This window comes from Clostridium sp. (assembly GCF_018372875.1).
Lineage (GTDB): Bacteria > Bacillota > Clostridia > Clostridiales > Clostridiaceae > Clostridium.
Genome location: NZ_JAHAIF010000001.1, coordinates 89406 through 115336 on the forward strand (window position 1 = coordinate 89406; position 25931 = coordinate 115336).

The window sequence follows — 25931 nt, forward strand, 5'->3', positions numbered from 1 at the left end:
TAAATGATTAATAGAGGAAGAAGACTTAGAAGAGATGAAAATATTAGAGCATTAGTTAGGGAAACAACTCTTTCACCAGATGATTTTATTTTACCTATTTTTGTTGTTGAAGGTGAAAATATAAAAAGGGAAATAAGTTCTTTACCAGGATGTTATCATTATTCATTAGATAGACTTCATGAAATCATTGAAGAAGTAAGGAATGCTAAAGTAAGAGGAGTTATTCTTTTTGGTATACCTAAAACTAAAGATTGTTGTGGTTCAGAAGGTTTTGCTAAGGATGGAATAGTACAAAAAGCTGTTAGAAAAATTAAGGAAATTGATTCTAATATATTTGTAATTACAGATGTTTGTATGTGCGAGTATACAGATCATGGACATTGTGGTATCTTAGATGGGGAATATGTAGATAATGATAAAACCTTAGAATATTTATGTAAAATTGCAGTGTCTCATGCAGAAGCAGGAGCAGATATGGTGGCACCATCTGATATGATGGATGGTAGAGTAGGTTATATAAGAGAAGCCTTAGATGATAATGGGTACAAAAATGTATCAATAATGAGTTATTCAGCTAAGTATTGTTCTGCATTCTATGGACCATTTAGGGAAGCAGCAGATTCTGCACCTAAGTTTGGGGATAGAAAGACTTATCAAATGGACCCAGCTAATAGAAGAGAAGCTTTAAAAGAAGTAGAGATGGACCTTGAAGAGGGAGCAGATATAGTTATGGTAAAGCCAGCTCTTTCTTATTTAGATATAATAAGAGAAGTTAAGGATAGTACTATAGTTCCAGTTGCAGCTTATAGCGTAAGTGGTGAGTATGCAATGGTAAAGGCAGCAGCTAAAGCAGGTCTAATAGATGAGGAAAGAATAGTTATGGAAATGCTTACTTCCATAAAGAGGGCTGGAGCTGATATAATAATAACCTATTATGCAATTTATGCAGCAAATAAGCTAAAAGGTTAATTGACGAAAATGAACCTTTTATTCTTCATTTTGTTAGGAAAGGAAAGAAATTTATATGAGTAATGAAAGCATTTTTAATGAAAGTAAGAAATATATGCCTGGTGGAGTAAATAGCCCCGTTAGAGCCTATAGAAATATGGGGATGAATCCTCCTGTAATTAAGAACGGAAAGGGTGTAATTATAACTGATGAGGATGGAAAAGAATATATAGATTTTGTTTTAGCTTGGGGGCCTTTAATATTAGGACACTGCAATGATGGAGTTGTAAAAGCTATTAAAGAAACATCAGAAAATGCATTAGCTTTTGGAGCACCTACTAAGTTAGAGCTAGAAATGGCTCAGTTCCTTTGTGAAACTATGCCTAATGTAGAAATGGTAAGGATGGTTAATTCAGGTACAGAGGCTACTATGAGTGCTATAAAGCTTGCAAGAGGATATACAAAAAGAGATAAAATAATTAAATTTGCTGGATGTTATCATGGACATTTTGATGGATTCTTAGTAGAAGCAGGTTCAGGGGTTTTAACTGAAGGAATCCCAGGATCCCTTGGAGTACCAGAAGAAAGCGTTAAGAATACACTAATTGGTGTTTATAATGATGAAAATCAAGTTAGAGAATTATTCAAAAATTATGGTAAAGAAATAGCTGCAGTAATTATAGAACCTGTAGCAGGTAATATGGGCGTTGTTAAGGCACAAGAAAAGTTTATTAAAAAGTTAAGAATGTATTGTGATAGGTTTGGAGCATTACTTATATTTGATGAAGTTATGTCAGGATTTAGAGTATCATTTACAGGAGCTCAAAGTCTTTTTGATGTAAAACCAGACTTAGTAACATATGCAAAAATAATGGGAGGGGGGCTTCCATGTGGTGCATATGGTGGTAGAAAAGAGATTATGGAACATCTTTCACCATTAGGTGGAGTATATCAAGCTGGAACAATGTCAGGAAATCCAATAGTAATGGCAGCAGGGCTTGCAACATTAAGACAACTATACGATCATCCAGAATACTATAATCATATTGAAAATGTAGGTAAGAAGCTTGAGGATGGTATTAATAAGATTAAAGAAAAATATAATTTCCCAGTTACTATAAATAGAGCAGGTGGAATGTTTACAATATTCTTCAAAGATGGAGAAGTAACATCTTATGACCAAGTTAAGGAATGTGATGAGGAAAGGTTCAAGAGATATTTCATTCATATGGTAAACAGTGGCTTTAATATAGCACCGTCACAATATGAAGCATCATTCTTATCAACAACACATAATATTACACATGTTTTTAAATTCTTAAAGGCATTTGAGGAATTTGTTAAAAAGGAAGTAGAGTAAAATGAAAAAGGTCATATTATTAACCTCTTTTGGAACATCTGAAAGAAAAGGAATAGAAAATAGTATTGACCCAATAGAAAGAGATATAAATAAAGCTTTTCCAGATTATAGAGTAATTAAAGTTTTTACTTCTAGACATATAAGAGAAAAGTTACTTTTAAAGTATGATATACAAGTTCATAGTTTAGAGGGAGCTTTAAAAAGAATATATAAAGATGGGGCGGAGGAAGTAATAATACTTCCTCTTCATCTTATTAGAGGGAAAGAACAAGATAATATTGAAGAAATTGCTGAGAGTTATAAAGATAAATTTAACTCTATGATTATAGCAGAACCATTGTTATCCTTAGATAAGCATAGTGGTCTTAGTAAAATGGACGATATTATTGAAAAAGTTATATCTATAAAGCCGAAGAATGAACCTATACTTTTTATTGGGCATGGTATTAAAAACACCTGTGACTTACCATTTATGTTACTTAGAAAAGAACTTAAAAAGAGAAATATAAAAGGAATATACTTTGCAACTTTAGCTGGAAATCCAACTTTTCATGAAATAGTAGAAGAACTTAAAAAAGATAGTGTAAAATCCTTAACAGTAACCTCTTTTTTAATAGTGTCAGGGTACCATGCTAAGGTGGATATATTTGGAGAAAGTAAAGAGTCTTGGTGTTCAAAATTAGAATTAAATGGATTTAAAGTAAATAAGCAGGATATCTCTTTAGGAGAAAGATATGAATTTAGAGAAATATACCTAAAAAGCCTAATTAAGATACTTGATAAATAGCTTGTCTTATTATAAAATTTTTAAGGATATTCTAAGGGAATTATTTTTACTAAGGAGAGTACGTATGTATATCAATGAACTAAAGACAATATCGCATTCTGCGAGAAAGAAAATGGATATGTTAGAAGATAGCTTTGCAAAATATGGTTTATCTTCAATGCTTGGTGGATTATATGTTTGTTTTGGTACAATGTTAGCCTATGTTATAGGTGGACTTTTAGGTACCGCAGATTCACCATGGACAAAAATAATAATGGGATTATCATTTGGTATTGCACTATGTTTAATAGTTTTTGCTGGAGCAGATTTATTTACAAGTAATACAATGACAATGGTAATTGGTGCAAACCAAAAAGAAACTAAGTGGATTGATGTAGCTAAGATATGTGGATTTAGCTGGCTTGGAAATTTCTTAGGTTCAATTATTGCAGCAGTTTTATTTGTAGAAGGTGGATTAATAAATGAATCTACTGCTTACTATATGGTTAAGACTGTTGAGAGTAAGATATCTCTTACTGCACCTGAGATGATTATCAGAGGAATATTCTGTAACATTCTTGTTTGTTTAGCTTCTTGGATGGTTTATAAGATGAAGAGTGAATCAGGAAAGATAATGATGATTCTTTGGTGTGTATTTGCCTTTATGACAGCAGGATATGAACACAGTATTGCTAACATGGGATTGTTTGCAATAGTTAAGTTAATATCAGCAGGAAGTGGACTAGCTTTAAGCGCTATGGCTAAGAACCTTATTTTTGTTACCATTGGTAACTTTATAGGTGGAGCTGGAGTAATAGCTGGATCATATATTTTCTTAACAGGAAAGAAGAAAAAATAGTTTTTAGAGAGAAGAGGAACTGAATGTAGTTCTTCTTTTTTTACTTCCTTACCTTTAGTACGGGTGGGGTGGATATTTGTTTTGATGTGACTTGGAGCTTGCGACGGAACAATCAAAATAAATATCCACCCTGCTTTATATTAAAAATAAAAATAATATTATTAATATAAATAATAAATCTTAGAAAAATTCTTTTAAAATAAAAATTCTTATAAATATAACAATATATAAATATTTAAATAAATAGGAAATGTAAGGGTTAGCCTTTGATTGATGATTTGAAAAAACAACTTTTAAGTATTCCTAAAAATAGAGAAATTAAGTTGGTTATATCTTTAGGATATCCATCAAGTGATGTTATAAGAAAGTTAGAAAAAATGTAAAGGATATAATTAATTATAATGAATACTGATATATAACTTGTTGACATATAAATAAATATGATATGATTATATTTATACAAAAGTATGGGAGGGGTTATAGTGTACGAAACAACATCGTTAATGGGATTAATGGCAGTGGTAAATATGTTATTTGGAGTTGTAAATTATGTCTTATCAGCATTAGCAATTTATAAGATAGCAAAGGTAGAAAAAGTAAAATGTCCATGGCTTGCTTGGATACCTTTTGCAAATTCATATATGGTAATTAAAGTGGCTGGTGGTAATATGATAATGATTATACTAGCTATTGTAAGTTTTATTACAGGTTCGGTATCTACGGCTATAGTAGACAATATGGCATTCACTATAATTGGAGCAATTGTTTCTGTTGCTTGGTCTATTTATGCAATTACATTATATAATAGACTTTGTGACAGATATAATGTGAACATAGTTCTTTTTATAGCTTCATTTTTAGCTCCAGTAGCATTATATATTAGAGTTCTTTCAACATTCTATATTCCATTATTATTAATAGGATTCTATGCACATTATAAGTTATATAAGAATGCAGCAAAGGGACCTTCTACAAAAGCAAAGGTTCAAAGTAGAGTAGTATTATCTAATAAAAAGAAAAAGAAAAAATAGTTATTTATATTGACTGCTACAAAAGATTAAATTCTTTGTAACAGTCTTTTAATTTTTATGAAGTAATAATAAATATTACTTATCTATTGAACATGTACTTAAAATAATGATATAATGCCAAAAGAATATTTAAAGTTTAAATAATGATGAAAGGAAGTATAAAATGAAAAGGTTATTTAAATTATTAAGTTTATCAATTTGTATGGTTATAATGGGTACCTTTTTTATAGGATGTAATAAAGATTCTTCAAAAGAAATTAACTTTCTTAACTATGGGGAGAATATAGATGAAGAAACTATAAAAGAATTCCAAGATAAGTTTGGAATTAAGGTCAACATAACTACTTTTGATGATATGGAGACAATGTATCAAAAGATTAAAGATGGAGGAGTAAAATACGATGTTATTTTAGTATCTGACGCTTTAATGCCAAGAATGATTAAAGAAGATCTTGTTCAAGAGTTAAATAAGGATAACATTCCTAATATTTCTCAAATGGATGAGGCATATTTAAATCTTGATATTGATGAAGGCAACAAGTACTCAGTTCCTTATATGTTTGGAACAGTAGGACTAATTTATAACAAGGATGTAGTAACAGAACCTGTTGATAGTTGGGATATACTTTGGAATGAAAAGTACAAAGGAAAGATCTTTATGTTTGATACTTACAGAGATACAATGGGAGCTGCTTTAAAGAAGTTAAATTACTCCTTAAATACAACTAATCCAAAAGAAATTGAAGAGGCAAAACAATTATTACTAGATCAAAGAAAATTAGTTAGCCCATTGTATGGGGTTGATAATGGAACAACAATGATTCCAGCAGGTGAATCTGATATAAATATGATTTGGTCTGGAGAAGGATTAAATTTACAAGATGAGTATCCAAACTTAGTATATGTTGTACCTAAGGAAGGAGCAAATTTCTGGATTGATAGCCTATGTATACCTTACAATGCATCAAATGTTGAAGGGGCTGAAAAGTTCATAAACTTTGTAAGTGATAAGGAAAGTGCTTTAAGAATTGCTGATGAAATTGGATATACAACACCAAATAAAGAAGCAAGACTAGAACAACCAGAAGAGGTTAGAAATAACCCTAATGCATATATGCCTAAAGAAATAATGGATAGATGCGAAATATATACAGATTTCCCAAGTGATGTGAAGAAAATATATGATGATGCTTGGACAGAAATAAAATCTGCTAATTAATGATTTGTAAGGAAAAGCTAATTGCAGCTTTTCATAACCTTTAGTATGAGTGGGGTGGATATTTGTTTTGATGTGACTTGGAGCGTAGCGACGGAACAAACAAAATAAATATCCACTCCACCTTTTTTTTATTAACATTGTAGTTAAATGTAAACTTTTATTATATAATATACAAAAAGGAGTGATATTATGGACGATAGAATCATTGATTTTAACGAGCTTAAGAATAAGGCAAAAGAAAAAGACGAAGATAAGCTTGTAGATAAACTTGAAAATTATATGTACTCTTTATATTATGATATGGCACAAGGTAAAATCACAATGGCTGACTTTACTAAAAATATATATAAATACATGGAAGAAAATAATATAACTCAAGAGCAATTTTTTAATATACAAAAGAAGCTTATGGAGAGATATGGTTTTGATTCATCAATGATAGATGAGCAATTAAAGTCAGCAGGAATAAATGTATCAGAGATTAGCAGTGACTATGAAAAGGTAAGAAAAAATATGAGTTTTAACGAAAAGTATAATTCTCAAATAGAAACTAAAGCTATATCAAGATACAAAATAAATAATGATAAAAATAATGTAACTATAGTCTTAGATGAAGAAAGTGTTCTTATTTATAGTGAAGGAAAAATAGACTTAGCTGATTTAGAACTTAGCGACTTCCTGTGTTCATATAAGAAATTAAGAGATAATGAAATATTACAAATTAAACTTTGTGAAAATACAAAGGACTACCAATATTAATTAAATTATTGAAGAGAGAAATTGCAATAGCAACTTCTCTTTTTTTGATTTAGCATATTTTTTAAAGTGGTAATATATATGTAAATAGTAGATAATTATGGGAGGTATATGATGAAAGTTTTTAAGAATGAAGAAGGAGAAGTTCGCTCTGGGTGGAAAATACTTATATTATTTTTGGTTGAGTATATTTTATTATTTATAATGGCAAATATAATAGGTAGTTTGGTAGTAATTTCCGGATCTATGAGAGAAAATATATATATTATACTTATGTTTTCCCAGGAAATTGTTTTGATTCTTACACCAATATTGTCATGGAAAGTATTATTTAAGAATGATTTATCTCTGATTGGGTTGAAGGCTTTAAATAAAAAAGAAATAAAGAATTTAATACTAGGATTAGTTATGGGGATAATAGCTATTACATTAGCTTTTATTCTGATACTACTTAGTAAAAGTGGAGTTTTAGTAAACAGCTTATTAGAACCGAGATTTTCACTAAGTTTAGTTCTTTATTTAATCTTATTTATATTAGTTGGTTTTGCTGAAGAATTGCTTTCAAGAGGATATATAATTGGAGCAATGGAAGCAAGCAATAATAATAAGTGGTTTGCCATAATGGTTTCAGCAGTTATATTTTCATTAATGCATTATGGTAATAATGGATTTTCACTTATTCCTTTTCTTAATATATTTTTAGTGGGAATTTTATTTGGAGTTATGTATGTTAAGACAAAGAGTATTTGGCTTAGTACAGGGTTTCATATAACTTGGAACTTCTTTCAAGGGTGCATATATGGAATGCCTGTAAGTGGAATAACTACACCTAAACTTTATGAAATGACTTTTGTAGGTAATCCTATTCTAAATGGAGGTACTTTTGGACCAGAAGGTGGACTAATTGTTACGATGGTTATAATTTTAATGTTAGTTTCACTAGTATTTCTTATAAAAAATAAAAAAATACACTAAAATATATGGATTTTCCAGTTTATTTTATAGAAAAATCATTTATAATATAAAAAGCAAGTAAGATAAGATTATTGGAGGAACATATGAGTATTTTAACAGTTAAGAATATGAATCATGGCTTTGGTGACAGAGCAATTTTTGAAGATGTTTCATTTAGATTATTAAAAGGTGAACACGTTGGATTTGTTGGAGCTAATGGTGAAGGTAAATCTACTTTTATGAATATAATAACAAATAAATTAATGCCAGATGAGGGACAAGTAATTTGGTCAAATAATGTTAGAGTTGGATACATGGATCAACATGCAGCTTTAGTAAAAGGACAATCTATAAGAGATGCATTAAGAGATGCGTTTAAATATCTTTTCGATTTAGAAGAAGAAATGAATACTCTATATGGAAAGATGGGAGATTGTACACCAGAAGAGCTTGAAAAGATGCTTGAAAGAACAGCTGTAATTCAAGATTTATTAGATAATAATGGGTTCTATGTTATTGATGCAAAGGTTGAAGAAGTAGCAAAGGGGCTTGGACTTTTAGACTTAGGGTTAGATAGAGATGTAGATGATTTATCAGGTGGACAAAGAACTAAGATACTTTTAGGAAAGTTATTATTACAAAATCCAGACATTCTTTTACTAGATGAGCCTACTAACTACCTAGATGAAGAACATATTATATGGTTAAAGAGATACCTACAAAATTATGAAAATGCATTCATATTAATATCGCATGATATTCCTTTCTTAAATGAAGTAGTTAATTTAATTTATCATGTTGAAGAAAGAAAGCTAACTAGATACGTTGGTGACTACTATGAATTTAAGAGAATATATGAAGAAAATAAGAAGAGATTAGAACAAGCATATGAAAAGCAACAAAAGGAAATTGCAAGGCTTGAAGATTTCGTTGCTAGAAATAAAGCTAACGTTGCTACATCTAACATGGCTAAATCAAGACAAAAGAAGCTTGATAAAATGGAAAGAATTGAGCTTTCAAAGGATAAGCCAAAGCCTGAATTTAACTTTAAGCCATCAAGAACTTCAGGAAAGGTTATATTTGAAACTAAGGATTTAGTAATAGGTTATGATAAACCATTAACTAAGCCACTAAATCTTTATATGGAAAGAGGACAAAAGATAGCTTTAGTTGGAGCTAATGGTCTTGGAAAATCTACTTTACTTAAGAGCCTTTTAGGCCTTATAAATCCATTAAGTGGGGAAGTAGAAAGAGGAGATTATCAAGAAATAGGATACTTTGAACAAGAAGATAGAAGTGGAAACACTAATACTTGTATTGAAGAAGTATGGTCAGAGTTCCCTTCATTTACTCAATATGAAATAAGAGCTGCTTTAGCTAAGTGTGGATTAACTACAAAGCAATTAGAATCTAAGATTATGGTTCTTTCAGGGGGAGAAGCCGCTAAGGTTAGATTATGTAAAATCATAAATAAAGAAACTAATATATTAATCCTTGACGAGCCGACTAACCACTTAGATCAAGATGCTAAGGATGAATTAGCTAGAGCTTTAAAGGAATATAAGGGATCAATTTTACTTGTATCTCACGAACCAGAATTCTATAGAGAAGTTGCTACTGAAATTTGGAATTGTGAGGATTGGACTACAAAAGTTGTGTAGTTCTTCAAAGTTTAAAGAGTTAGCATAGAGCCTAGCTCTTTTTTATTATAATTAAATTATATATTTAGAGGTGGAAGTGTATGATAGAATGTGAGTTATATTGAAGTTATTTTATTGATTTTATAAAAGCTGCTACTATGATTTATAAATATTGTGGTGACTAAAAATGCAATAATATAAGATAGCAGCATGGATATTATTTACAAAAATAATGCGGATAAATTTACTACAATAAAAAAATATTGTTATTTTTGAGAAAAGATATTGATTTTATGTCGAATTATATGCTATTCTGTTAAAGAAATAACAATTCTAAAGAAAAGGGGTAAACAAATGAACAGAAGAAAACTTAAGATGATGCTTTCAGTGATAACTACTATATTAGTTGTAGGAAGTTTAGTATCATGTACAAAGAAAGAAGATGAACAAGCTAAGGTAGATGCAAATGCACAAGCTTCTGTAGCTGAAAAAGCTATAGACTTAGAATGGGATGCTCAACCAACTTTGGGAATAATAAAAGGGGATTATTACAAAGCTGAAGAGCGTTTTAGACAAGGACACCTTGGTGTTTTAGAAGTTGTTCAAAATGATAATAAGATTGTAGAAGTAGAGTTTAATGAGATGACTAGACCAAATTACTATAAGAGATATTATCAAGATGTACCAAAGCGTAACTCTGAATATAATTTTGATATGGGATTAGCTAAAGGGGCTGCTTGGATTCAAAGTGTTGTTAAGGTAGAAAAGCAAATGATTGAAGAGCAAAGATTAACTGGAGAATTCGATGTAGTGTCAGGGGCATCAAATAGTATCGAACAAGCTATGGTACCTTTAGCAGAGAAGATTAATGCTCAAATTGGAAATCCTGATGGAACTAAATATTATGCAATAGCAGAAGAATTAGGTGGAGGATTAACTGGAAAATTAAAGGTTCTTGTTAAAGATGGAAAGATAGTTGAATGTAGATATGATGAGGTGTTTGCAAATTCACAAGATGAAATTGAAGATGCAGAATTAAAGAAATATTATAGATTATCTAAATATGAAAGTTTACAGTACCATGAGCCATCACGTATAGGATTTAACGTTCAAATGGATGAATTAAATGCTAAGGTTGTAGAAACTCAAAATATGCTAGACTTAACAGGTTTACCAGCTATTGAAGATACTGGGGACTATAAATCAAGTGGATATACTAAGAGAAATACAGCTTGGGATAATTACTTAAAGTTAGCTGAAAAGTTATTAAATGAAATGAAGGCAGATAAGGTACTATAATTAGTATACTAAAATAACCCAACAGTAAAAATTAGCTGTTGGGTTATTTTGCATTGATAGGATTATATATTTAAATCCTTTTATTTATTAAAAAGTTCAATTTACATCATCTATATATGCATAAATTTTATATAGAACAAAAACTAAATAAAAATAGAATAATAGGGTAATGTTATAAATATTTAATTGACAAGGTTTAATTATTAATATAATATTAAAACAAGTATTGATTATATAGGAGTTTATTAACATGATAGGTAGCATAAATGTAACTAACAGTTTAAAATTAAATATCTATTTTGGATTTAGCTATTTTAGTTAGGTCTGTATTTATGATAAAAATAATCATCATAGGTACAGACCATTGGTTTTGTATCTATGATGGCTAAGTTTAATATATTATGTAAGTAAACTTGTTATTTAAGCCACATAGATTAAGTCTATGTGGCTTTTTAACATCTAGACCAGTTATAAAAAAAATTTATTAGCAAAATCTTATGTATACAGAGATTGAGTGTGAAAAAGGAAAGGGATAACATTATGAAAAAAATAGTAGATATAATTGTTGTAGGGTTTGCAATATTTTCAATGTTTTTCGGAGCAGGAAACTTAATATTTCCACCATACATAGGTATGACTTCAGGAAGTGGCTGGTTAATAAGTTATCTAGGCTTTATTATTTCAGATGTAGGTATGATACTTTTATCAATTATTGCTATTGCAAGGGCTGGTTCTTATCAAGCTGTTTTAGGAAGGGCTGGTAAGAAATTTGGACTTGCTTTGGAAGTTATTATAATGCTTTGTTTAGGACCTATACTTATTATACCAAGAACTGGTGCAACAACTTTCGAAATAAGTATTGCTCCATTAACTAATTCAATTGGTCCTGTTATGTTTTCTATTATATTTTTTGCTTTAACATTTATTTTAACAGTTAAGCCCAATAAGGTTGTTGATATTATAGGTAAGTTTTTAACTCCTATACTTTTACTTACATTAGCAGCATTAATAGTAAAAGGGATATTATCTCCATTGGGGGATTTAAGTAGTGCTAGTGATTTACAAAGTTTATTCTCAACTGGACTTGCTCAAGGATATCAAACCATGGATGCACTTGGATCAGGTGGAATAGCTGCACTTATTATAGCTACATTTTTAGCCAAGGGATACAAAGATAAAAAAGAAGTTACAAGTCTTACTATAAAATCCTCATTAGTAGCAGCAGTAGGTCTTATATTAATATATTCTGGATTAGCATATTTAGGAGCTACAGTTTCTAATATTTATGATGCTAGTATATCTCAAACCGCATTACTAATTGCTATAACAAAAGGTTTATTAGGTTCTTCTGGAGGAATTTTATTAAGTATTGTAGTTGCTTTTGCTTGCCTTACTACATCTATAGGTTTAACTTCTGTTACAGCTAGATATTTTGAAGAACTTAGTAATAAAAAATTTAAATATCAGCATCTGGTTACAGTGATTTGTGTTTTTAGTGCTGTTATTTCTAACTTTGGTGTTGATAAAATAATTTCTATAGCAGCTCCAATATTAACGATACTTTATCCAGTAGCTCTTGTTTTAGTGTTAATGGTGTCTTTTGGAAATGTGTTTACTAAGAACTCTACATATAAAGGTGCAGCTTATGCTACTTTGCTTGTAAGTACTCTTACTGTTATTGATAATTTAGGTGTTAATATAAATTTAATTCATGCACTTCCTTTTGATAGATTAGGATTTAATTGGATAATACCAGCAATAATAGGAGGAATAATAGGTACTTTTATTTTTAAAGATAAACCTGTTGATTTAATGGCGGATGCATCATAAGAATATAAGTGAAGTTTTACTATATAAAATAACCCAACAGTTAAAATTAGCTGTTGGGTTATTTTGTGGATTTCATTATAAAAAAAATCCTTACATAATATAAGGATTTTTTTTGGTTGCGGGAGCAGGACTTGAACCTACGACCTTTGGGTTATGAGCCCAACGAGCTACCAACTGCTCCATCCCGCGATATTAAGTTTTAAGTTTGCAACGAGCTAACTTATATTCTTAGTATATAGATTAGGTATTATAATGTCAAAATTAAAAGGAGCCATATTATGTGGTGAGAGAAGAAGAGGTTATTTAGATGCATATATACCTCTAAATGCTAACTCTTTTTGTTTTTATATTCTTTAAAAAGAATAACTATAAGTGATATTAGCAGAAGTAAAGTCACAAGGGGAAGAAATAAAAAAAGTATTGAAAATCGTTCTAAAAGTGAGTCATCTCTAAATATTGGAGCAAGACTTGCGTCAGAATATTTAACATTAAATAGTGGAATTTTACCTTCAGCAGAATCATTATATGTTCCAATAACTTTTCCATATATATAAAAGTCTCCCAATAAAGCAGGATCATTTACAGCATAATTAGGAAGATTACCAGTAAGTTGTACATATTTTGGATTGGCATCTGGATAAGTATTTTTAATAGTATTCCAAAGTTTAGTTTTATCTTCTTTTAAGTAATAAAGAGGACCTGTTGTTACTTGTAAGTGAACTTTTATTTTAATGTCATCTTTAGATAACTCTTTTTTAGGAGTAATTCTAGTAGGAATAAAGTAATATAGCGTTAGTGGAATAAATAATAACAATGCTATAATAATACACAATTTTATTTGCTTCATAAAATCAATCCTCCTAGAAATATAATAAAATATTATATTACTAGTTGAAATAAATAGCAAATTATAAGAGATGAGTTAAAAAAGATAATAGAATTATATGTTTTGATTTATAATTTAATAGAATAGAAAAAAGTGATTGAAATATATACAATAAATGTAATATAAGGTATAATTAAACTGTGGGAAACCATAGATATGATATTTATTTTTATAAAGAGAGGAGGGAGATTAAAAAATAATAAATTAACTGGAGATCATATCTATTAATTATAGAAAGTGTTAAAAAGTTCATAGTAGGGTAAGGAGTAATATTAGAAAATAAAACTAGGAAGATTTAGGAGAGGAAAATATGAAAAGTAGAAATTTAAAAAATACGAAAAAATTTACCTCAATACTCTTAGCCAGTACTCTAGTATTATCTGTAGTAGATTTTGGTTCAATTAAATTTGTAAAGGCTGCAGACACGCAATTTGCAGGAGAAGAATGGTATGACCAAATTAGTACTGTAGAAGTAAATCGTGAGTCAGCAAGATCTACATTTACTCCATATGAAACTATTGAAAAAGCATTGGAAAATGAAAAATCTGCACTAGATGATCTTGATGAAACAGGATCAAAGTGGTATCAAAGCTTGAATGGAACATGGGACTTTAAATGGGCTGAAAAACCTGCAGATCGTGAAAACGATTTAAGAGGTGATGAAGCTAAAAATTATAAAGAAGACTGGAATACAGAAGGCTGGGATAAGATTGAAGTTCCAAGTAATATACAAACTCAGAGAGATGAAAATGGTGATTTTAAATATGACACACCAATTTATACAAATCAGACATATCCTTGGGCAAACTATGAATCAGTAAACTATAATACAAATGGAAAGAATAAACCTGTTGCACCAACTGTTAAAAATAGCGTTGGCCAATATAAGAGAACTTTCGTTTTACCAGAGGACTGGGACGGTAGACAAACCTTTGTTTCTTTCCAAGGTGTGGAATCAGCATTCTATTTATATATAAATGGAGAAAGAGTAGGATATGCTGAAGATAGTTATACTGCTGATGAATTTAATATTACTGAATATCTTAAACCAGGAGAAAACACAATTGCAGTTGAGGTATATAGGTGGTCAACAGGAAGCTATCTAGAGAACCAAGACTTCATTCGTTTAAGTGGTATTTTTAGAGATGTATTTTTATATTCAAAATCAGATGTCGAGATTCGTGATATTTTTGTGAAAACTGATTTAGATGAAGAATATAAAGATGCTGTACTTACATTAGAAACAGATGTAAGAAGTTTAAGTCCAGAAAAGTCTGGTAAGTATACAGTAAAAGCTGATTTATATGAAATAGATAGTGATAAAAAACTTTGGAGTGAACCACTTTCTTATGATATAGAAGTAAGCGCAGGAAAAGCTACAGTTGAAGAGCGCGCAGATGATAAGGGACAAAGGGGTACAGGCTCTAAAGAGGTTACTAACCCTAAAAAGTGGTTTGCAGATACACCAAATCTTTATAGATTATTAATTCAATTAGAAGATGAAAATGGTAATGTAGTTGAAACAACTTGTCAAAGAGTAGGATTTAGAGAAATTGATAAAGTTGATATAAATGAAGCAGGTCAAGAGCAAGCTCAAATTAATGGTAAAAAGATCATGTTTAGAGGAACTAATAGACATGAGACTGATCATATAAATGGTAGAGCTCTTACAAGAGAAGATATAAAAGAAGACTTAGTAACAATGAAACAATTCAATGTTAATGCAATTAGGACATCACATTATCCTAATAATCCATACACTTATGCATTAGCAGATGAATTAGGCTTATATATATGTGATGAGTCTAATATTGAATCACATAAAGGTGCAATTGAAGCTGATATACCGTCAGGTGAAGCTGAATGGAATAATTCTGTTATGGATAGAACAATAAATATGGTAGAAAGAGATAAGAATCATCCATCAGTTGTAATTTGGTCCTTAGGAAATGAAGCAACTTATAAAATTTATCCAATGGATGAAAATTATTCTTTATATAATTCTACTCAATGGATTTTAGAACGTGATCCATCAAGATTAAGAAAATATGAAAGAGATAACCGTTATACAAAGGGAAATAGAGAACAATCAATGGTAGATATTTATTCATCGCAATACTGGGGAGTATCATCAGTAGTTGGACACGTAACTAATACTAATAATAAGGCTCCTTATATTCAATCTGAATATGCACATGCTATGGGAAATGCACTAGGAAACTTTAAGGAGTACTGGGATGTATTTAGAAATTATGAAAATGCTCAAGGTGGATTCATATGGGATTGGATGGATCAGTCAATTGCTACAAAGATTAAAAATACTACAAAGTATTACGTGAAAAATGCAGATGGAACTGAATCAGAAATAAAAGGAACATTGGAAAATGGAAGAGAAGGAAAAGCTTTAAGAGGCAAAACTTTTGTTCCAAGTGTAAATGCAAATAGTGATGAATTAACATTATCAGCATGGGTGAAGTTAGATGGAATGACAGGAAGCGATCAAGCTATCATTTCTAAAGGTGATAATGGTTATAATTTAAAAATATCTAAAACAAACAATAAAATAGAATTTTTCGTGGATGGATGGAGCAGTGGTACTTTAACTGTTGATTTCCCTAGTGAAAAAATAGGAAAATGGACTAATATTGTAGGCACATATGCAGATGGTAAATATTCTTTATATATAGATGGCGAAATGGTTGGAGAAAAGAGTATCTCAAAGAATACTCCGGTAGATAGTGCAAGCTATAATATAGGAATTGGTGATGATCCACAATACAATGGGCGTGTTTTTAACGGTTTGATTGATAACGTGATGGTTTTAAAGAAAGCGCTTACTAAACAAGAAATTCAAGAAAACTACAAAGTTCCTCAAGAATATGTAGTATATTCTATGGATTTTAATGAAAATGAAATCAGAGAAGAAACAACAAATTACCCAGAAGGAGAATATTTCTTTGGATATGGTGGAGACTGGGGAGAGAAAGTTACTGATAATGATTTTTGTGGAAATGGATTAATGAATGCAGATAGAACTCCATCTGCTGAGTTATATGAAGTTAAAAAAGTGCATCAAGAAGTTTCATTCTATGATGACGGACAAGCTAAAGATGGAACAGTTAGAATAGTAAATGAATTCTTAAATACAAACTTAAATGAATATGATATAAGTTGGAAGCTTTTAATTGATAATGGAATTAAAGCTCAAGGAAAGCTTTCAGAAGAGCAAAAAAACATTTTACCTGGTGAAGAAAAGACTATCCAATTAGATTTACCAGAAATGCAAATAGTAGAAGGTTCTGATTATATATTAGAATTCAGTGTAACATTAAAAGAAGATCAACCATGGGCAGGAGAATACTATGGACATAAGGGTGATGAGATAGCCTTTGAACAACTTATCTTAAACTATACACCAGAAGTGGCCCGTCCATCTATTGATGTAAGCGAAAATAATCCAATAAATGTAGAAGAAAAAGAGGATTCAACAGTTATTACTGGTGGAGAAAATAGTGATACATTCTCTGTTACATTTGATAAAAATACTGGATATATAACAAATTATACAGTAAATGGAGAGGTTTTATTAAAAGAAGGGCCAAAGCCAAATTACTGGAGAGCAAGAGTAAGTAATGATCCAAACTTTACAGATGGTATGAAAAATGCAGCTGATAACTTTAAGGTTAATAATTATACTGTAGATGTAAAAGATAAGGTGGTTTCAGTACATGTAGATGGAACTATTGAAGGAATAGACTCACCAAACTCAATTGATTATATAATTTATGCAAATGGTGATATTGTAGTAAGTAATAGCTTTACACCAGCAAATTCTAATGCAGTTGGCGATATTGCTAGAATTGGTATGAAGATGATAGTTCCAGAAGGATATGAAAACATCACTTATTATGGTAGAGGGCCTCAAGAAAACTATATAGATAGAAATACAGGGGCTAAGATTGGAATTTATAAGGATACAGTAACTAATTCCTTCTCAAGTAAATATATTAGACCACAAGAGAATGGAAATAAGACAGATGTTAGATGGACTGCTTTAACAAATGGTGAAAATGGTAAAGGTATAATGGTAGTTGCCGAGGATAAGATGGAAACAAGTGCACTACATTATAGAGCTGAAGACATCTATAATACTTGGAAGAATTTAGGTCACCCATACCAAGTTCCTACTATTGATGATACTGTATTAACAGTAGATTATGCTCAAAGAGGTCTTGGTAATGCAAGCTGTGGTCCTGGTCCATTAGGTGAATATATTCTAAATAAAGGTGAAACTTATACACATTCATTTAGAATTACTCCAATTACAAAAGCTGCATCTAATGATAATGAATTTGTAAAAGAGAGAATGGAAAATAGTAAGTTAAATCCAAATTCAATAATGCCAGTTACTGATATAACTTTAGATGGTGTTTCTTTAGATGGATTTGAGCCTTTAAGAACTGAATATAGTTATGATTTATTTGATAAAGAAGGGCTTACATTCCCTAAGGTAGAAGCTGTTGCTACAGATGAAAATGTAAAATTAGAAATTACTCAGGCTACAAAGGAAAATCCTGTAGCTACAATTAAAGCAACTTCATCTTATGGCATAGAAAAGACATATACTATAAAGTTTAATTTAGTAGATCAAATATATGTAAGTGATATGGAATGGATAGTTGATAAGGGCGGATACAGTTCAAACCAAAGGGATCTTTGTACATGTGGTAGTCCTTTAGGTGTTTGGGTTGATGGAGTTAAGACTCCATTTAAAAAGGGTGTTGGATCACATGCACCTTCCGAAGTAACAATTAATGTTGAAGGTAAAGATGCTACAAACTTTACTGCAATTGCAGGAATTGGAATGGAGCAAGGTGGAAATAGTAATGTTAACTTTGTAGTAAAGGTTGATGGTAAAGAAGTATTCCGTAAGAATGATGTGATGTTTAAAACTTCAGTTCCAGTAAATGTAGATATTCGTGGAGCTAAAACAGTATCACTTATTACAGAAACTAATGGTGCAGATTCAAATGACCATGCTGTATGGGCTGATGCAAAATTAATTAATACTGTAACTAAAGTAGATTTAGAATCTGCTATAGCAGAATATGAAACAATTGCTGAATCAAAGGCTGATTATACAGCTAATAGTTTTGGAGCATATACAGAGTCATATAATAGTGCAAAGGAAATATTATTATCTGAAAATGCAACACAAAAACAAGTTGATGATGCTACAGAGGCTTTAAATTCTGCTAAGAATTCTCTTGTTTATATTAAGGATTTGAAGTTAATGGTAGAAGAATATGAAGCATTAGATAAAGAGCTATTTGTTGAAGAAAGTTATAATAAGTTACAAGATGCGCTAGTAAAAGGAAATGAAGTATTATCAAATCCAGCAGCAACAAAAGAGCAAGTAACAGAAATAATGGCTCAGTTACAAGATGCATTTACAAATCTAATTCCATTAGATGAGAATAGAAAAGCTTTGATTAGTATTATTGATGAATTTAATAAGAAAGATGAAGAATCTTATACAGAAGCATCATGGAATGCTTATAAAGAGTTTATTGATGGTGTCATTGAAACACTAAATAATCCAAAGGCTACTGATGAAGAAATTCAATTAAAAATATCACAAGCACCAGGAAAAGTTGAAGCATTGGTAGATTTAACATTATTAAAAGAAGCTATTAATAATTTAGTTCCTCATGATGAAGTAAATTATACAGTAAATTCATGGAGTGACTATATTAATACAGTAGAATCAGCAAAAGCAATATTAAACAAATCAGATGCAAGTAAAGATGAGGTGAATGCAGCAGTAGAAAGCTTAAAAGCAATAGATGATAATCTAGTTGATGTATCTGAATTGAAAAATTTAATTTCTGAAGCTGAAAAGTTAGAAGAGAAAAATTATGAAGTTGATGCTTGGAAAACATTAAAAGAGCAAATTGAATCAGCAAAAAATGCTTTAATAGATGGTTCAAAAGAGGAAATAACAAGTATTATGAAATCATTAAAGGATGCAATGGATAATACAAAGGTACCTGAAAAACCAGAAAATCCAGACCCAGAACCACCAGTTGATACTCCAACTGAAAAACCAGGGGAGACTCCTGGACAAGGAAATGGTAGTGGAACTAATGGAACTGTTACAACTGGAGATAGAAATAACGTATGGCCTATAGTAGCTGTAAATGGTATAGCTATGATGGTTGGTGGATTCCTATTTATGCTAAAGAAGAAGCATTAGTTTTATTATTATAAAGAATAGAGATAGCTTAATATTAGGCTATCTCTATTTTTTATATAATTACAAGGAAAAATTTAATATTATTAAAAATGAATAATTAAATATAAACATGTTGACTGAATTCGACAAATAGATATATAATGAATCCAAGAAAACTAGTCCTTTAAATTAAATCCAGAGAGATTAATAAGGTCGAAATTATACGGCACAGTTAAAATGAAAAGATACATGGGTGTATATCTTTTTATTAAGTGAAACGACCTTTCTACAAAAGAAAGGTCGTTTCTTTTAAATATGAGTACTGGTTTTCCTAAATATAAAATTTAGGAGGATAAAAAATGGAACAAAAGACAAAAAATCATGATAGTGATTATGCATTGGAGCATGTGCATAAAAAAGATAAGAAAGGTTTCTTTTCAATGTTTGTGGTTATGCTTGGATTTACATTTTTCTCAGCGAGTATGTTAACAGGAGGGAATTTAGGGACAGGCTTACCACTAAAGGATTTCTTTATAGCAGTATTCATAGGAAATTTAATACTAGCTTGTTATACAGGAGCATTAGCTTATATAGGAGCTGACACTGGACTTTCAATGCACTTACTTGCTAGGTATTCATTTGGTGAAAAGGGTTCATATTTAGCATCATTTGTAACAAGTATTACTCAAATAGGTTGGTTTGGTGTTGGAATAGCAATGTTTGCAATACCAGTAGCAAATAGATTTAATGTAAATCTATACTTATTAGTAGCAATTACAGGAATACTAATGACAGCAACAGCTTATTTTGGTATGAAGTCACTTACAATATTAAGTGCAATAGCAGTACCAGCCATAGCAATATTAGGTAGTACATCAGCTATAATGGCAACAAATTCAGTTGGTGGAGTTCAAGGATTAATGAATATAGAGCCAACAACTAAGATGGCATTAGTAACAGCTGTAACATTATGTGTAGGATCTTTTATAAGTGGAGGAACAGCTACGCCAGACTTTGCAAGATTCTCAAAGAATAAGAAGGTTGCAGTTTCAACAACTGTAATAGCATTCTTTATAGGTAACTCATTAATGTTCTTGTTTGGAGCAGTTGGAGCAATGGTTACAGGAAATTCAGATATAGCAGATGTTATGTTTTCACAAGGGTTAGTAATACCAGCAATATTGGTACTAGGTTTAAATATATGGACAACAAATGATAATGCAATATATACAGCTGCATTAGGACTTTCAAATATAACAAAATTACCTAAGAAACATATGGTAATCATAGGAGGGCTAATAGGAACTGTAGGTGCAATATGGTTAAATAATAACTTTACAGCATTCTTAACATTCTTAAACTCAATGTTACCTCCAGTAGGTGGAATATTAATAGCAGATTACTTCTTTGTAAAGAAAAGAAAGTATGATACTATAGAAAAAACAGAATTCAAAAATATAAACTGGGTGGCTATAGTATCCTTCTTAGCAGGATTTATAGTTGCAAATGTTGTTACAATAGGAGTTATAGCATTAAACGCAATTATAACAACAATGTTAGTTTATGTAGTAGGAACAAAAATAACTAATAAATAAGGTGATGATAATATGTTAATCAAAAATATTAGACTTTTAGATAGAGAAGGATCATTTGATATAAGAATTTTAGACGAAAAGTTTAAAGAAATAGATTCAAGTTTAGAAGCATTAGAAGGGGAAGAGGTTATAGAAGGAAATGGAGCTTTAGCATCTGCTCCATTTATAGAACCACATGTTCACTTAGATACCACTTTAACAGCAGGAGAACCTGAGTGGAATAAAAGTGGAACTCTTTTTGAAGGAATTGAAAGATGGTCTCAAAGAAAAGAATTTTTAACTAAAGAAGATGTAAAAACTAGAGCTAAAAAGGCAATAGAGTGGCAAGTGGCAAACGGAATTCAATTCATAAGAACACATGTTGATGTTACAGATGAGAGTTTAGTTGCTTTAAAGGCAATGGTTGAAGTAAGAGAAGAAGTTAAGGATTATGTTACATTGCAAATAGTAGCCTTTCCTCAAGAAGGAATTCTTTCATATCCAAATGGATTAGAACTAGTTGAGGAAGCTATAAAGCTAGGTGCAGATGTAATAGGTGCTATACCTCACTTTGAATTTACAAGGGAGTATGGAGTTGAATCTATAAATAAGATTTTTGAATTAGCAAAAAAATATAATGTATTAGTTGATGTTCACTGTGACGAAATTGATGATGAACAATCAAGATTCTTAGAGGTTGTAGCTACAAGAGCTTTAGAAACAGGTCTTAAGAACAAGGTAACAGCTAGTCATACAACTGCAATGGGATCATACAATAATGCTTATACTTATAAGTTATTTAGACTTTTAAAAATGTCAGGAATAAATTTTGTTTCAAATCCTTTAGTTAATACTCACCTACAAGGAAGATTTGATACATATCCAAAGAGAAGAGGTATTACTAGAGTTAAGGAGCTTGATGAAGCAGGAATTAATGTATGCTTTGGACATGATGATATCTTTGACCCATGGTATCCAATGGGAACAGGAAATATGTTAGAAGTAGTTCATTTGGGGTTACATGTATGTCAAATGATGGGATATGATGATATAAATGAATCCCTAAAGTTTATCTCAACTAATAGTGCAAGAACATTAAATATAGAAGATAAATATGGAATAGAAATAGGTAAGCCAGGTAATTTAATTTTACTAAACGCTGAAAGTGGTTATGATGCAGTAAGAAGAAGAGCAGAAGTTTTATACTCTATAAGAGAAGGTAGAGTAATAGCTAAAACATTGCCAAGTAAATCATTTATAAATTTAGAAGAGGAAAAAGAAATTACTTTTAAAAGATAATACTAAAAGAGCTAGTTTATGCTAGCTCTTTTAATTTTTAAAACAAAGCATCAATGGTATTAATTGTTATAATTGAAAGTATATTGTACAATAAAAATAATAAGAGAATTTATGGATGGGGGAGATATAGTGTATTCATATAAACAGTTAACAGATCCCAATAGTATAAATATGATTAAAAAAGCTCATGGAAAATTTTTGATTCCGCTTATAGTATCAATGGGATCTATGGTGAATATAATATTAGCTCTGTTATTTTATTTTGCTACTAAAGATATGTTTTTAAAAACATCTTATCCTATATACATACTTCTAGCTTTAATTGTACTACAGATAATTTTAGGGGTAACGATATATGGAAAGTATATAAATAAAGTAGTTATAGACTTGAAGAAATCCCATGGAGAAATTGAAATTAATTTTAATGAAAAGGGACTTACTATTAAGAAGAATGAAACATTAATAGAAATTTCATGGGAAGGAATTAAAGAAGTTAGAATATATGATGGCTATATAATATTTGTTAGTAAAAATTCTTGTGTATTAAACCGTATTATGACTTTTGATGGTTTTAATGTTGAAAGAGATGTGCTAATTTCTGATATAGAAAAATATAAAGAGGTGAGGTGGTATTACAATGAATTTTAAATTTTCACCTTCTGAAAATGAATTTGAATATAGGGAGTATATTAACTATAGGGTAGGTAGTGCGGTGGTTAATAAAATCTATATGTCCTGTTGTGTAAAGTTATTAGGGTATATACTGGTATTTATAAACGTATTTAAGCTTTTTAATAAATATAAATTTGCATCTAATATTACTACAGCTATTTTATTATTATTTTTAGGAATAACAGTTATAGTAATTCTTATATGTTTATTAAGAAAAAAGATAGGTATGAAAAAATATAAAAAGCAATTTGTTGATATTGATACTATATACTCTTTTAAAATGGATGAATGTACAATATGTAGAGAAAATAAACATTCATATATTGAAGCACCACTTAAATCAATAACTGAGATAATAAAGATCCATTCTGGATTAATTATTAAGTTAAGAGATATTAAGGAAGATATATTTATTCCAAGTAAATCTTTGCCTATTGAAGAAAAGGAATTTATCCATTATATAGAGGATAAGAACATGGAATTAGAAGTGAAAGAATATAAGGGCGTTAGTAACAAGAAATTATTTAAACTATTTTTAGAGGTTTATGGATTATTGATTGTTGCAACTATTTTGGGGCTTATATTATAAAACAATACAAAAAATAAAAGTAGCTTAACGTAGAGTTAGGCTACTTTTATTTTTATTTCTTAACACAAAAATAAGATTTTTCAATAAATATATTATAAGAAAATTATTTGGAGGAGAATTATGATAAGTAAGGAAAAGTACATTGACTTATCACTAGAATTGCATCTTTTTTGGGCTAGAATTATGAAAGAACATTCAATATTTTTAGAGGTGGGATTTACTGATAAAAATAAAAAGTTAGCAAAGATAGCTGATAACTATAAGTTTAAGTTTGAAAAGATATTACAGGATGTAGTAAAAGTAAGTAATGGGCGAATTGGACAAGAGCTATTAGATTCTGGAGAAATTATTACTAAATATACTTTGGATGCAGAAAAGAAAACAAAATATTATACAGGAATAGATATAAATACTAAAATTACCTTGATGGAAAATAAGCTTGAATGTAAAGTAAAGAAAAATGATAATGACAGAATTATAAGTTATATAAAGAATATAAATAATAGAGCTATAAAATTACTAGATGGATTAATTGAGTTTAAGATAAAGATATTAAGTGATGTTTTATGTTGCGAACTATTTACACTAAACTATCCAATGTTCAATGAACATTTAATAGAGGAAGCAAAGACCTATAGAGCATACATAAAAGAATTAGAAAATAATAAAGATATAGAAAAGAGCGATATTAGAAAAACAGAATTATTTTTGGATGAGATTATGATGGAACATGCGTTGTTTATTAGAGGTTTACTAGATCCTAGTGAAAATGAATTAATTGTTAAATCAAATAAATTTGCTAATGAATTTGAAAAGTTAATAAAGAGAGCTGAAAGTATTACAGATGATACAAAGTTAAGTGTTACTGATGATACTTTATCACAAACTATTAAGCTAAGAGATTTTAAGAAGGATGGAACAAAGGGAATATTAGAATGTAAAATTAGATCAATAATATTGCCTCTTCTTTCTGACCATGTTATAAGAGAAGCTAATCATTATATAAGAATTTTAAAAAAATATAATAAATAGCCTTTAGGAGTTAGCCAATTGACTAACTCCTTTCTATTTTTATATAAGATCCCTTAAGGGACTTTTTGATTGCGTCTTCATTTATCTGTCTAATGTATGAAGATAAATTTCTACTACTTTTGTATTTGGAGAAATAGAATTTAGTAAATTAATTATTTCAGAGTATCTTGAGGACATTAAAATAGTTAATAAATAATTGTCATCCTTTAAAAAGTCTTCTAAGGTTATTATTTTTTTATATCTTCAATAGTAATTATCTCATTGTTATACATATCTCTAAGAGTATAGTTTATTCTATCTGCACAAAGTTTAGGAGCTGACTTTTCTATCCTTAATTAGGATTTTATAATATGAAATAATATTTTATCACAATTTTATTTTATAATGAAACTAAATATATAATTCTACCATCATTATAAGTGAAGGGTGGGAAGGCGCGTGGAGATTAAAGTTATGAGTGAAGTAAGTTCAGAAGATATATTAGTATCAGTTTATAACGAAACCTATGAAGATATTTTTAAATATATATTATCAAAATGCAGGAATATAGATGATGTAGGAGACTTAGTACAGAATACATATCTAAACTTTTACAGAGCATTATCAAATAAAAATATAAAAGATTATAAAAAGTATCTTATTAGGATTGCAAGAAACGAGGTGTATAGACATTACGGTATTTTAAAACTGAGTCGAAATTTTATTCCTATTTTTTCATTAGAAGGCGAGGAAGAGTTTCTTAATTTAAAGACAGATTTAAAGATGGAGCACAACTATGATGAAAAGCTGCTTTGTGATTCTATATGGAATTATTTAAAGGACAAGGATTCATTAACTCTTAAAATATTTATTTTATATTTTAACAAGGATTTAAAGATAAAAGATATATCTAATATATTAAAGGTTAATGAGTCTACTGTAAAAAATAGACTTTATAGAACTATGAAAGAAATAAATAAGGAATTTAATTTGTAGGTGATAA

General features: G+C 29.7%; 19 protein-coding genes and 1 tRNA gene. 18 read left to right on the forward strand and 2 right to left on the reverse strand.

Annotated features, from left to right (window positions below):
- Nucleotides 1–3: 3 nt before the first annotated feature.
- The 11 genes from hemB to brnQ all read left to right on the forward strand — a co-directional run bounded on the left by hemB (nucleotide 4) and on the right by brnQ (nucleotide 12662).
- The gene (hemB, locus tag KIB46_RS00455) at nucleotides 4–969 is read left to right on the forward strand and encodes a porphobilinogen synthase (protein WP_156559679.1); all 966 of its coding nucleotides are present in this window, start codon (nucleotides 4–6) and stop codon (nucleotides 967–969) included.
- 55 nt (nucleotides 970–1024) lie between these two features.
- Nucleotides 1025–2308, forward strand: coding sequence for a glutamate-1-semialdehyde 2,1-aminomutase (hemL, locus tag KIB46_RS00460; protein ID WP_156559681.1), 1284 nt, complete (start codon nucleotides 1025–1027; stop codon nucleotides 2306–2308).
- Nucleotide 2309: 1 nt separating this feature from the next.
- Nucleotides 2310–3095, forward strand: coding sequence for a sirohydrochlorin cobaltochelatase (locus KIB46_RS00465; protein WP_291669933.1), 786 nt, complete (start codon nucleotides 2310–2312; stop codon nucleotides 3093–3095).
- A 64-nt stretch (nucleotides 3096–3159) separates the two neighbouring features.
- Nucleotides 3160–3933: a formate/nitrite transporter family protein gene (locus tag KIB46_RS00470; RefSeq protein ID WP_291669935.1), complete on the forward strand. Its 774-nt coding sequence runs from the start codon at nucleotides 3160–3162 to the stop codon at nucleotides 3931–3933.
- A gap of 482 nt (nucleotides 3934–4415) precedes the next feature.
- Nucleotides 4416–4964 (forward strand): hypothetical protein, encoded by a 549-nt coding sequence (locus KIB46_RS00475; protein WP_156558677.1) that lies wholly within the window; start codon nucleotides 4416–4418, stop codon nucleotides 4962–4964.
- A 163-nt stretch (nucleotides 4965–5127) separates the two neighbouring features.
- A complete protein-coding gene (locus KIB46_RS00480; RefSeq protein WP_156558676.1) occupies nucleotides 5128–6183 on the forward strand; it encodes a spermidine/putrescine ABC transporter substrate-binding protein in 1056 nt (351 codons plus the stop codon).
- A 189-nt stretch (nucleotides 6184–6372) separates the two neighbouring features.
- Entirely contained in the window at nucleotides 6373–6942 is a 570-nt protein-coding gene (locus KIB46_RS00485; protein WP_156558675.1) for a DUF3867 domain-containing protein, read from the forward strand.
- 111 nt (nucleotides 6943–7053) lie between these two features.
- Entirely contained in the window at nucleotides 7054–7914 is an 861-nt protein-coding gene (locus KIB46_RS00490; protein ID WP_291669944.1) for a type II CAAX endopeptidase family protein, read from the forward strand.
- An 83-nt stretch (nucleotides 7915–7997) separates the two neighbouring features.
- Nucleotides 7998–9554, forward strand: coding sequence for an ABC-F family ATP-binding cassette domain-containing protein (locus tag KIB46_RS00495; RefSeq protein WP_291669946.1), 1557 nt, complete (start codon nucleotides 7998–8000; stop codon nucleotides 9552–9554).
- A 333-nt stretch (nucleotides 9555–9887) separates the two neighbouring features.
- Nucleotides 9888–10832, forward strand: a complete 945-nt coding sequence (locus KIB46_RS00500; RefSeq protein ID WP_291669948.1) for an FMN-binding protein — start codon at nucleotides 9888–9890, stop codon at nucleotides 10830–10832.
- 540 nt (nucleotides 10833–11372) lie between these two features.
- Complete coding sequence (gene brnQ / locus KIB46_RS00505) at nucleotides 11373–12662, forward strand: branched-chain amino acid transport system II carrier protein (RefSeq protein WP_291669949.1); 1290 nt, start codon at nucleotides 11373–11375, stop codon at nucleotides 12660–12662.
- Between the two features lie 113 nt (nucleotides 12663–12775).
- On the opposite strand, the gene KIB46_RS00510 is transcribed toward brnQ, so the two are convergent.
- Together KIB46_RS00510 and KIB46_RS00515 are read right to left on the reverse strand one after the other, a co-directional pair.
- Nucleotides 12776–12851 (reverse strand) — tRNA-Met (locus KIB46_RS00510).
- Between the two features lie 139 nt (nucleotides 12852–12990).
- Nucleotides 12991–13509, reverse strand: coding sequence for a hypothetical protein (locus KIB46_RS00515; RefSeq protein WP_291669951.1), 519 nt, complete (start codon nucleotides 13507–13509; stop codon nucleotides 12991–12993).
- Nucleotides 13510–13858: 349 nt separating this feature from the next.
- On the opposite strand from KIB46_RS00515, the gene KIB46_RS00520 reads away from it, so the two are divergent.
- The 7 genes from KIB46_RS00520 (at nucleotide 13859) to KIB46_RS00550 (ending at nucleotide 25924) form a co-directional block, all read left to right on the forward strand.
- Complete coding sequence (locus tag KIB46_RS00520) at nucleotides 13859–19804, forward strand: glycoside hydrolase family 2 TIM barrel-domain containing protein (protein WP_291669953.1); 5946 nt, start codon at nucleotides 13859–13861, stop codon at nucleotides 19802–19804.
- 338 nt (nucleotides 19805–20142) lie between these two features.
- Complete coding sequence (gene codB, locus KIB46_RS00525; protein WP_291669955.1) at nucleotides 20143–21378, forward strand: cytosine permease; 1236 nt, start codon at nucleotides 20143–20145, stop codon at nucleotides 21376–21378.
- Nucleotides 21379–21390: 12 nt separating this feature from the next.
- On the forward strand, nucleotides 21391–22656 hold the full coding sequence (gene codA, locus KIB46_RS00530; RefSeq protein ID WP_291669957.1) for a cytosine deaminase: 1266 nt from the start codon (nucleotides 21391–21393) through the stop codon (nucleotides 22654–22656).
- A gap of 129 nt (nucleotides 22657–22785) precedes the next feature.
- Complete coding sequence (locus KIB46_RS00535) at nucleotides 22786–23304, forward strand: hypothetical protein (protein ID WP_291669959.1); 519 nt, start codon at nucleotides 22786–22788, stop codon at nucleotides 23302–23304.
- Nucleotides 23294–23917 carry a hypothetical protein gene (locus KIB46_RS00540; RefSeq protein WP_291669961.1) on the forward strand — a complete coding sequence of 208 codons (624 nt, stop codon included), beginning with the start codon at nucleotides 23294–23296 and terminating at the stop codon, nucleotides 23915–23917. The genes KIB46_RS00535 and KIB46_RS00540 overlap by 11 nt, the downstream gene beginning before the upstream one ends.
- A 120-nt stretch (nucleotides 23918–24037) precedes the next feature.
- Nucleotides 24038–24949, forward strand: a complete 912-nt coding sequence (locus KIB46_RS00545; RefSeq protein ID WP_291669963.1) for a DUF2935 domain-containing protein — start codon at nucleotides 24038–24040, stop codon at nucleotides 24947–24949.
- A gap of 438 nt (nucleotides 24950–25387) precedes the next feature.
- Entirely contained in the window at nucleotides 25388–25924 is a 537-nt protein-coding gene (locus KIB46_RS00550; RefSeq protein WP_291669965.1) for an RNA polymerase sigma factor, read from the forward strand.
- Nucleotides 25925–25931: the final 7 nt, after the last annotated feature.

Bases quoted from the DNA above. Each gene is read 5' to 3' on its own strand.
- codB (WP_291669955.1), top strand. From the start codon at position 20,143: ATGGAACAAAAGACAAAAAATCATGATAGTGATTATGCATTGGAGCAT.
- brnQ (WP_291669949.1), top strand. From the start codon at position 11,373: ATGAAAAAAATAGTAGATATAATTGTTGTAGGGTTTGCAATATTTTCA.
- hemL (WP_156559681.1), top strand. From the start codon at position 1,025: ATGAGTAATGAAAGCATTTTTAATGAAAGTAAGAAATATATGCCTGGT.
- KIB46_RS00485 (WP_156558675.1), top strand. From the start codon at position 6,373: ATGGACGATAGAATCATTGATTTTAACGAGCTTAAGAATAAGGCAAAA.
- KIB46_RS00520 (WP_291669953.1), top strand. From the start codon at position 13,859: ATGAAAAGTAGAAATTTAAAAAATACGAAAAAATTTACCTCAATACTC.
- KIB46_RS00540 (WP_291669961.1), top strand. From the start codon at position 23,294: ATGAATTTTAAATTTTCACCTTCTGAAAATGAATTTGAATATAGGGAG.
- KIB46_RS00515 (WP_291669951.1), bottom strand. From the start codon at position 13,509: ATGAAGCAAATAAAATTGTGTATTATTATAGCATTGTTATTATTTATT.
- KIB46_RS00480 (WP_156558676.1), top strand. From the start codon at position 5,128: ATGAAAAGGTTATTTAAATTATTAAGTTTATCAATTTGTATGGTTATA.
- codA (WP_291669957.1), top strand. From the start codon at position 21,391: ATGTTAATCAAAAATATTAGACTTTTAGATAGAGAAGGATCATTTGAT.
- hemB (WP_156559679.1), top strand. From the start codon at position 4: ATGATTAATAGAGGAAGAAGACTTAGAAGAGATGAAAATATTAGAGCA.
- KIB46_RS00465 (WP_291669933.1), top strand. From the start codon at position 2,310: ATGAAAAAGGTCATATTATTAACCTCTTTTGGAACATCTGAAAGAAAA.
- KIB46_RS00495 (WP_291669946.1), top strand. From the start codon at position 7,998: ATGAGTATTTTAACAGTTAAGAATATGAATCATGGCTTTGGTGACAGA.
- KIB46_RS00490 (WP_291669944.1), top strand. From the start codon at position 7,054: ATGAAAGTTTTTAAGAATGAAGAAGGAGAAGTTCGCTCTGGGTGGAAA.
- KIB46_RS00470 (WP_291669935.1), top strand. From the start codon at position 3,160: ATGTATATCAATGAACTAAAGACAATATCGCATTCTGCGAGAAAGAAA.
- KIB46_RS00545 (WP_291669963.1), top strand. From the start codon at position 24,038: ATGATAAGTAAGGAAAAGTACATTGACTTATCACTAGAATTGCATCTT.
- KIB46_RS00500 (WP_291669948.1), top strand. From the start codon at position 9,888: ATGAACAGAAGAAAACTTAAGATGATGCTTTCAGTGATAACTACTATA.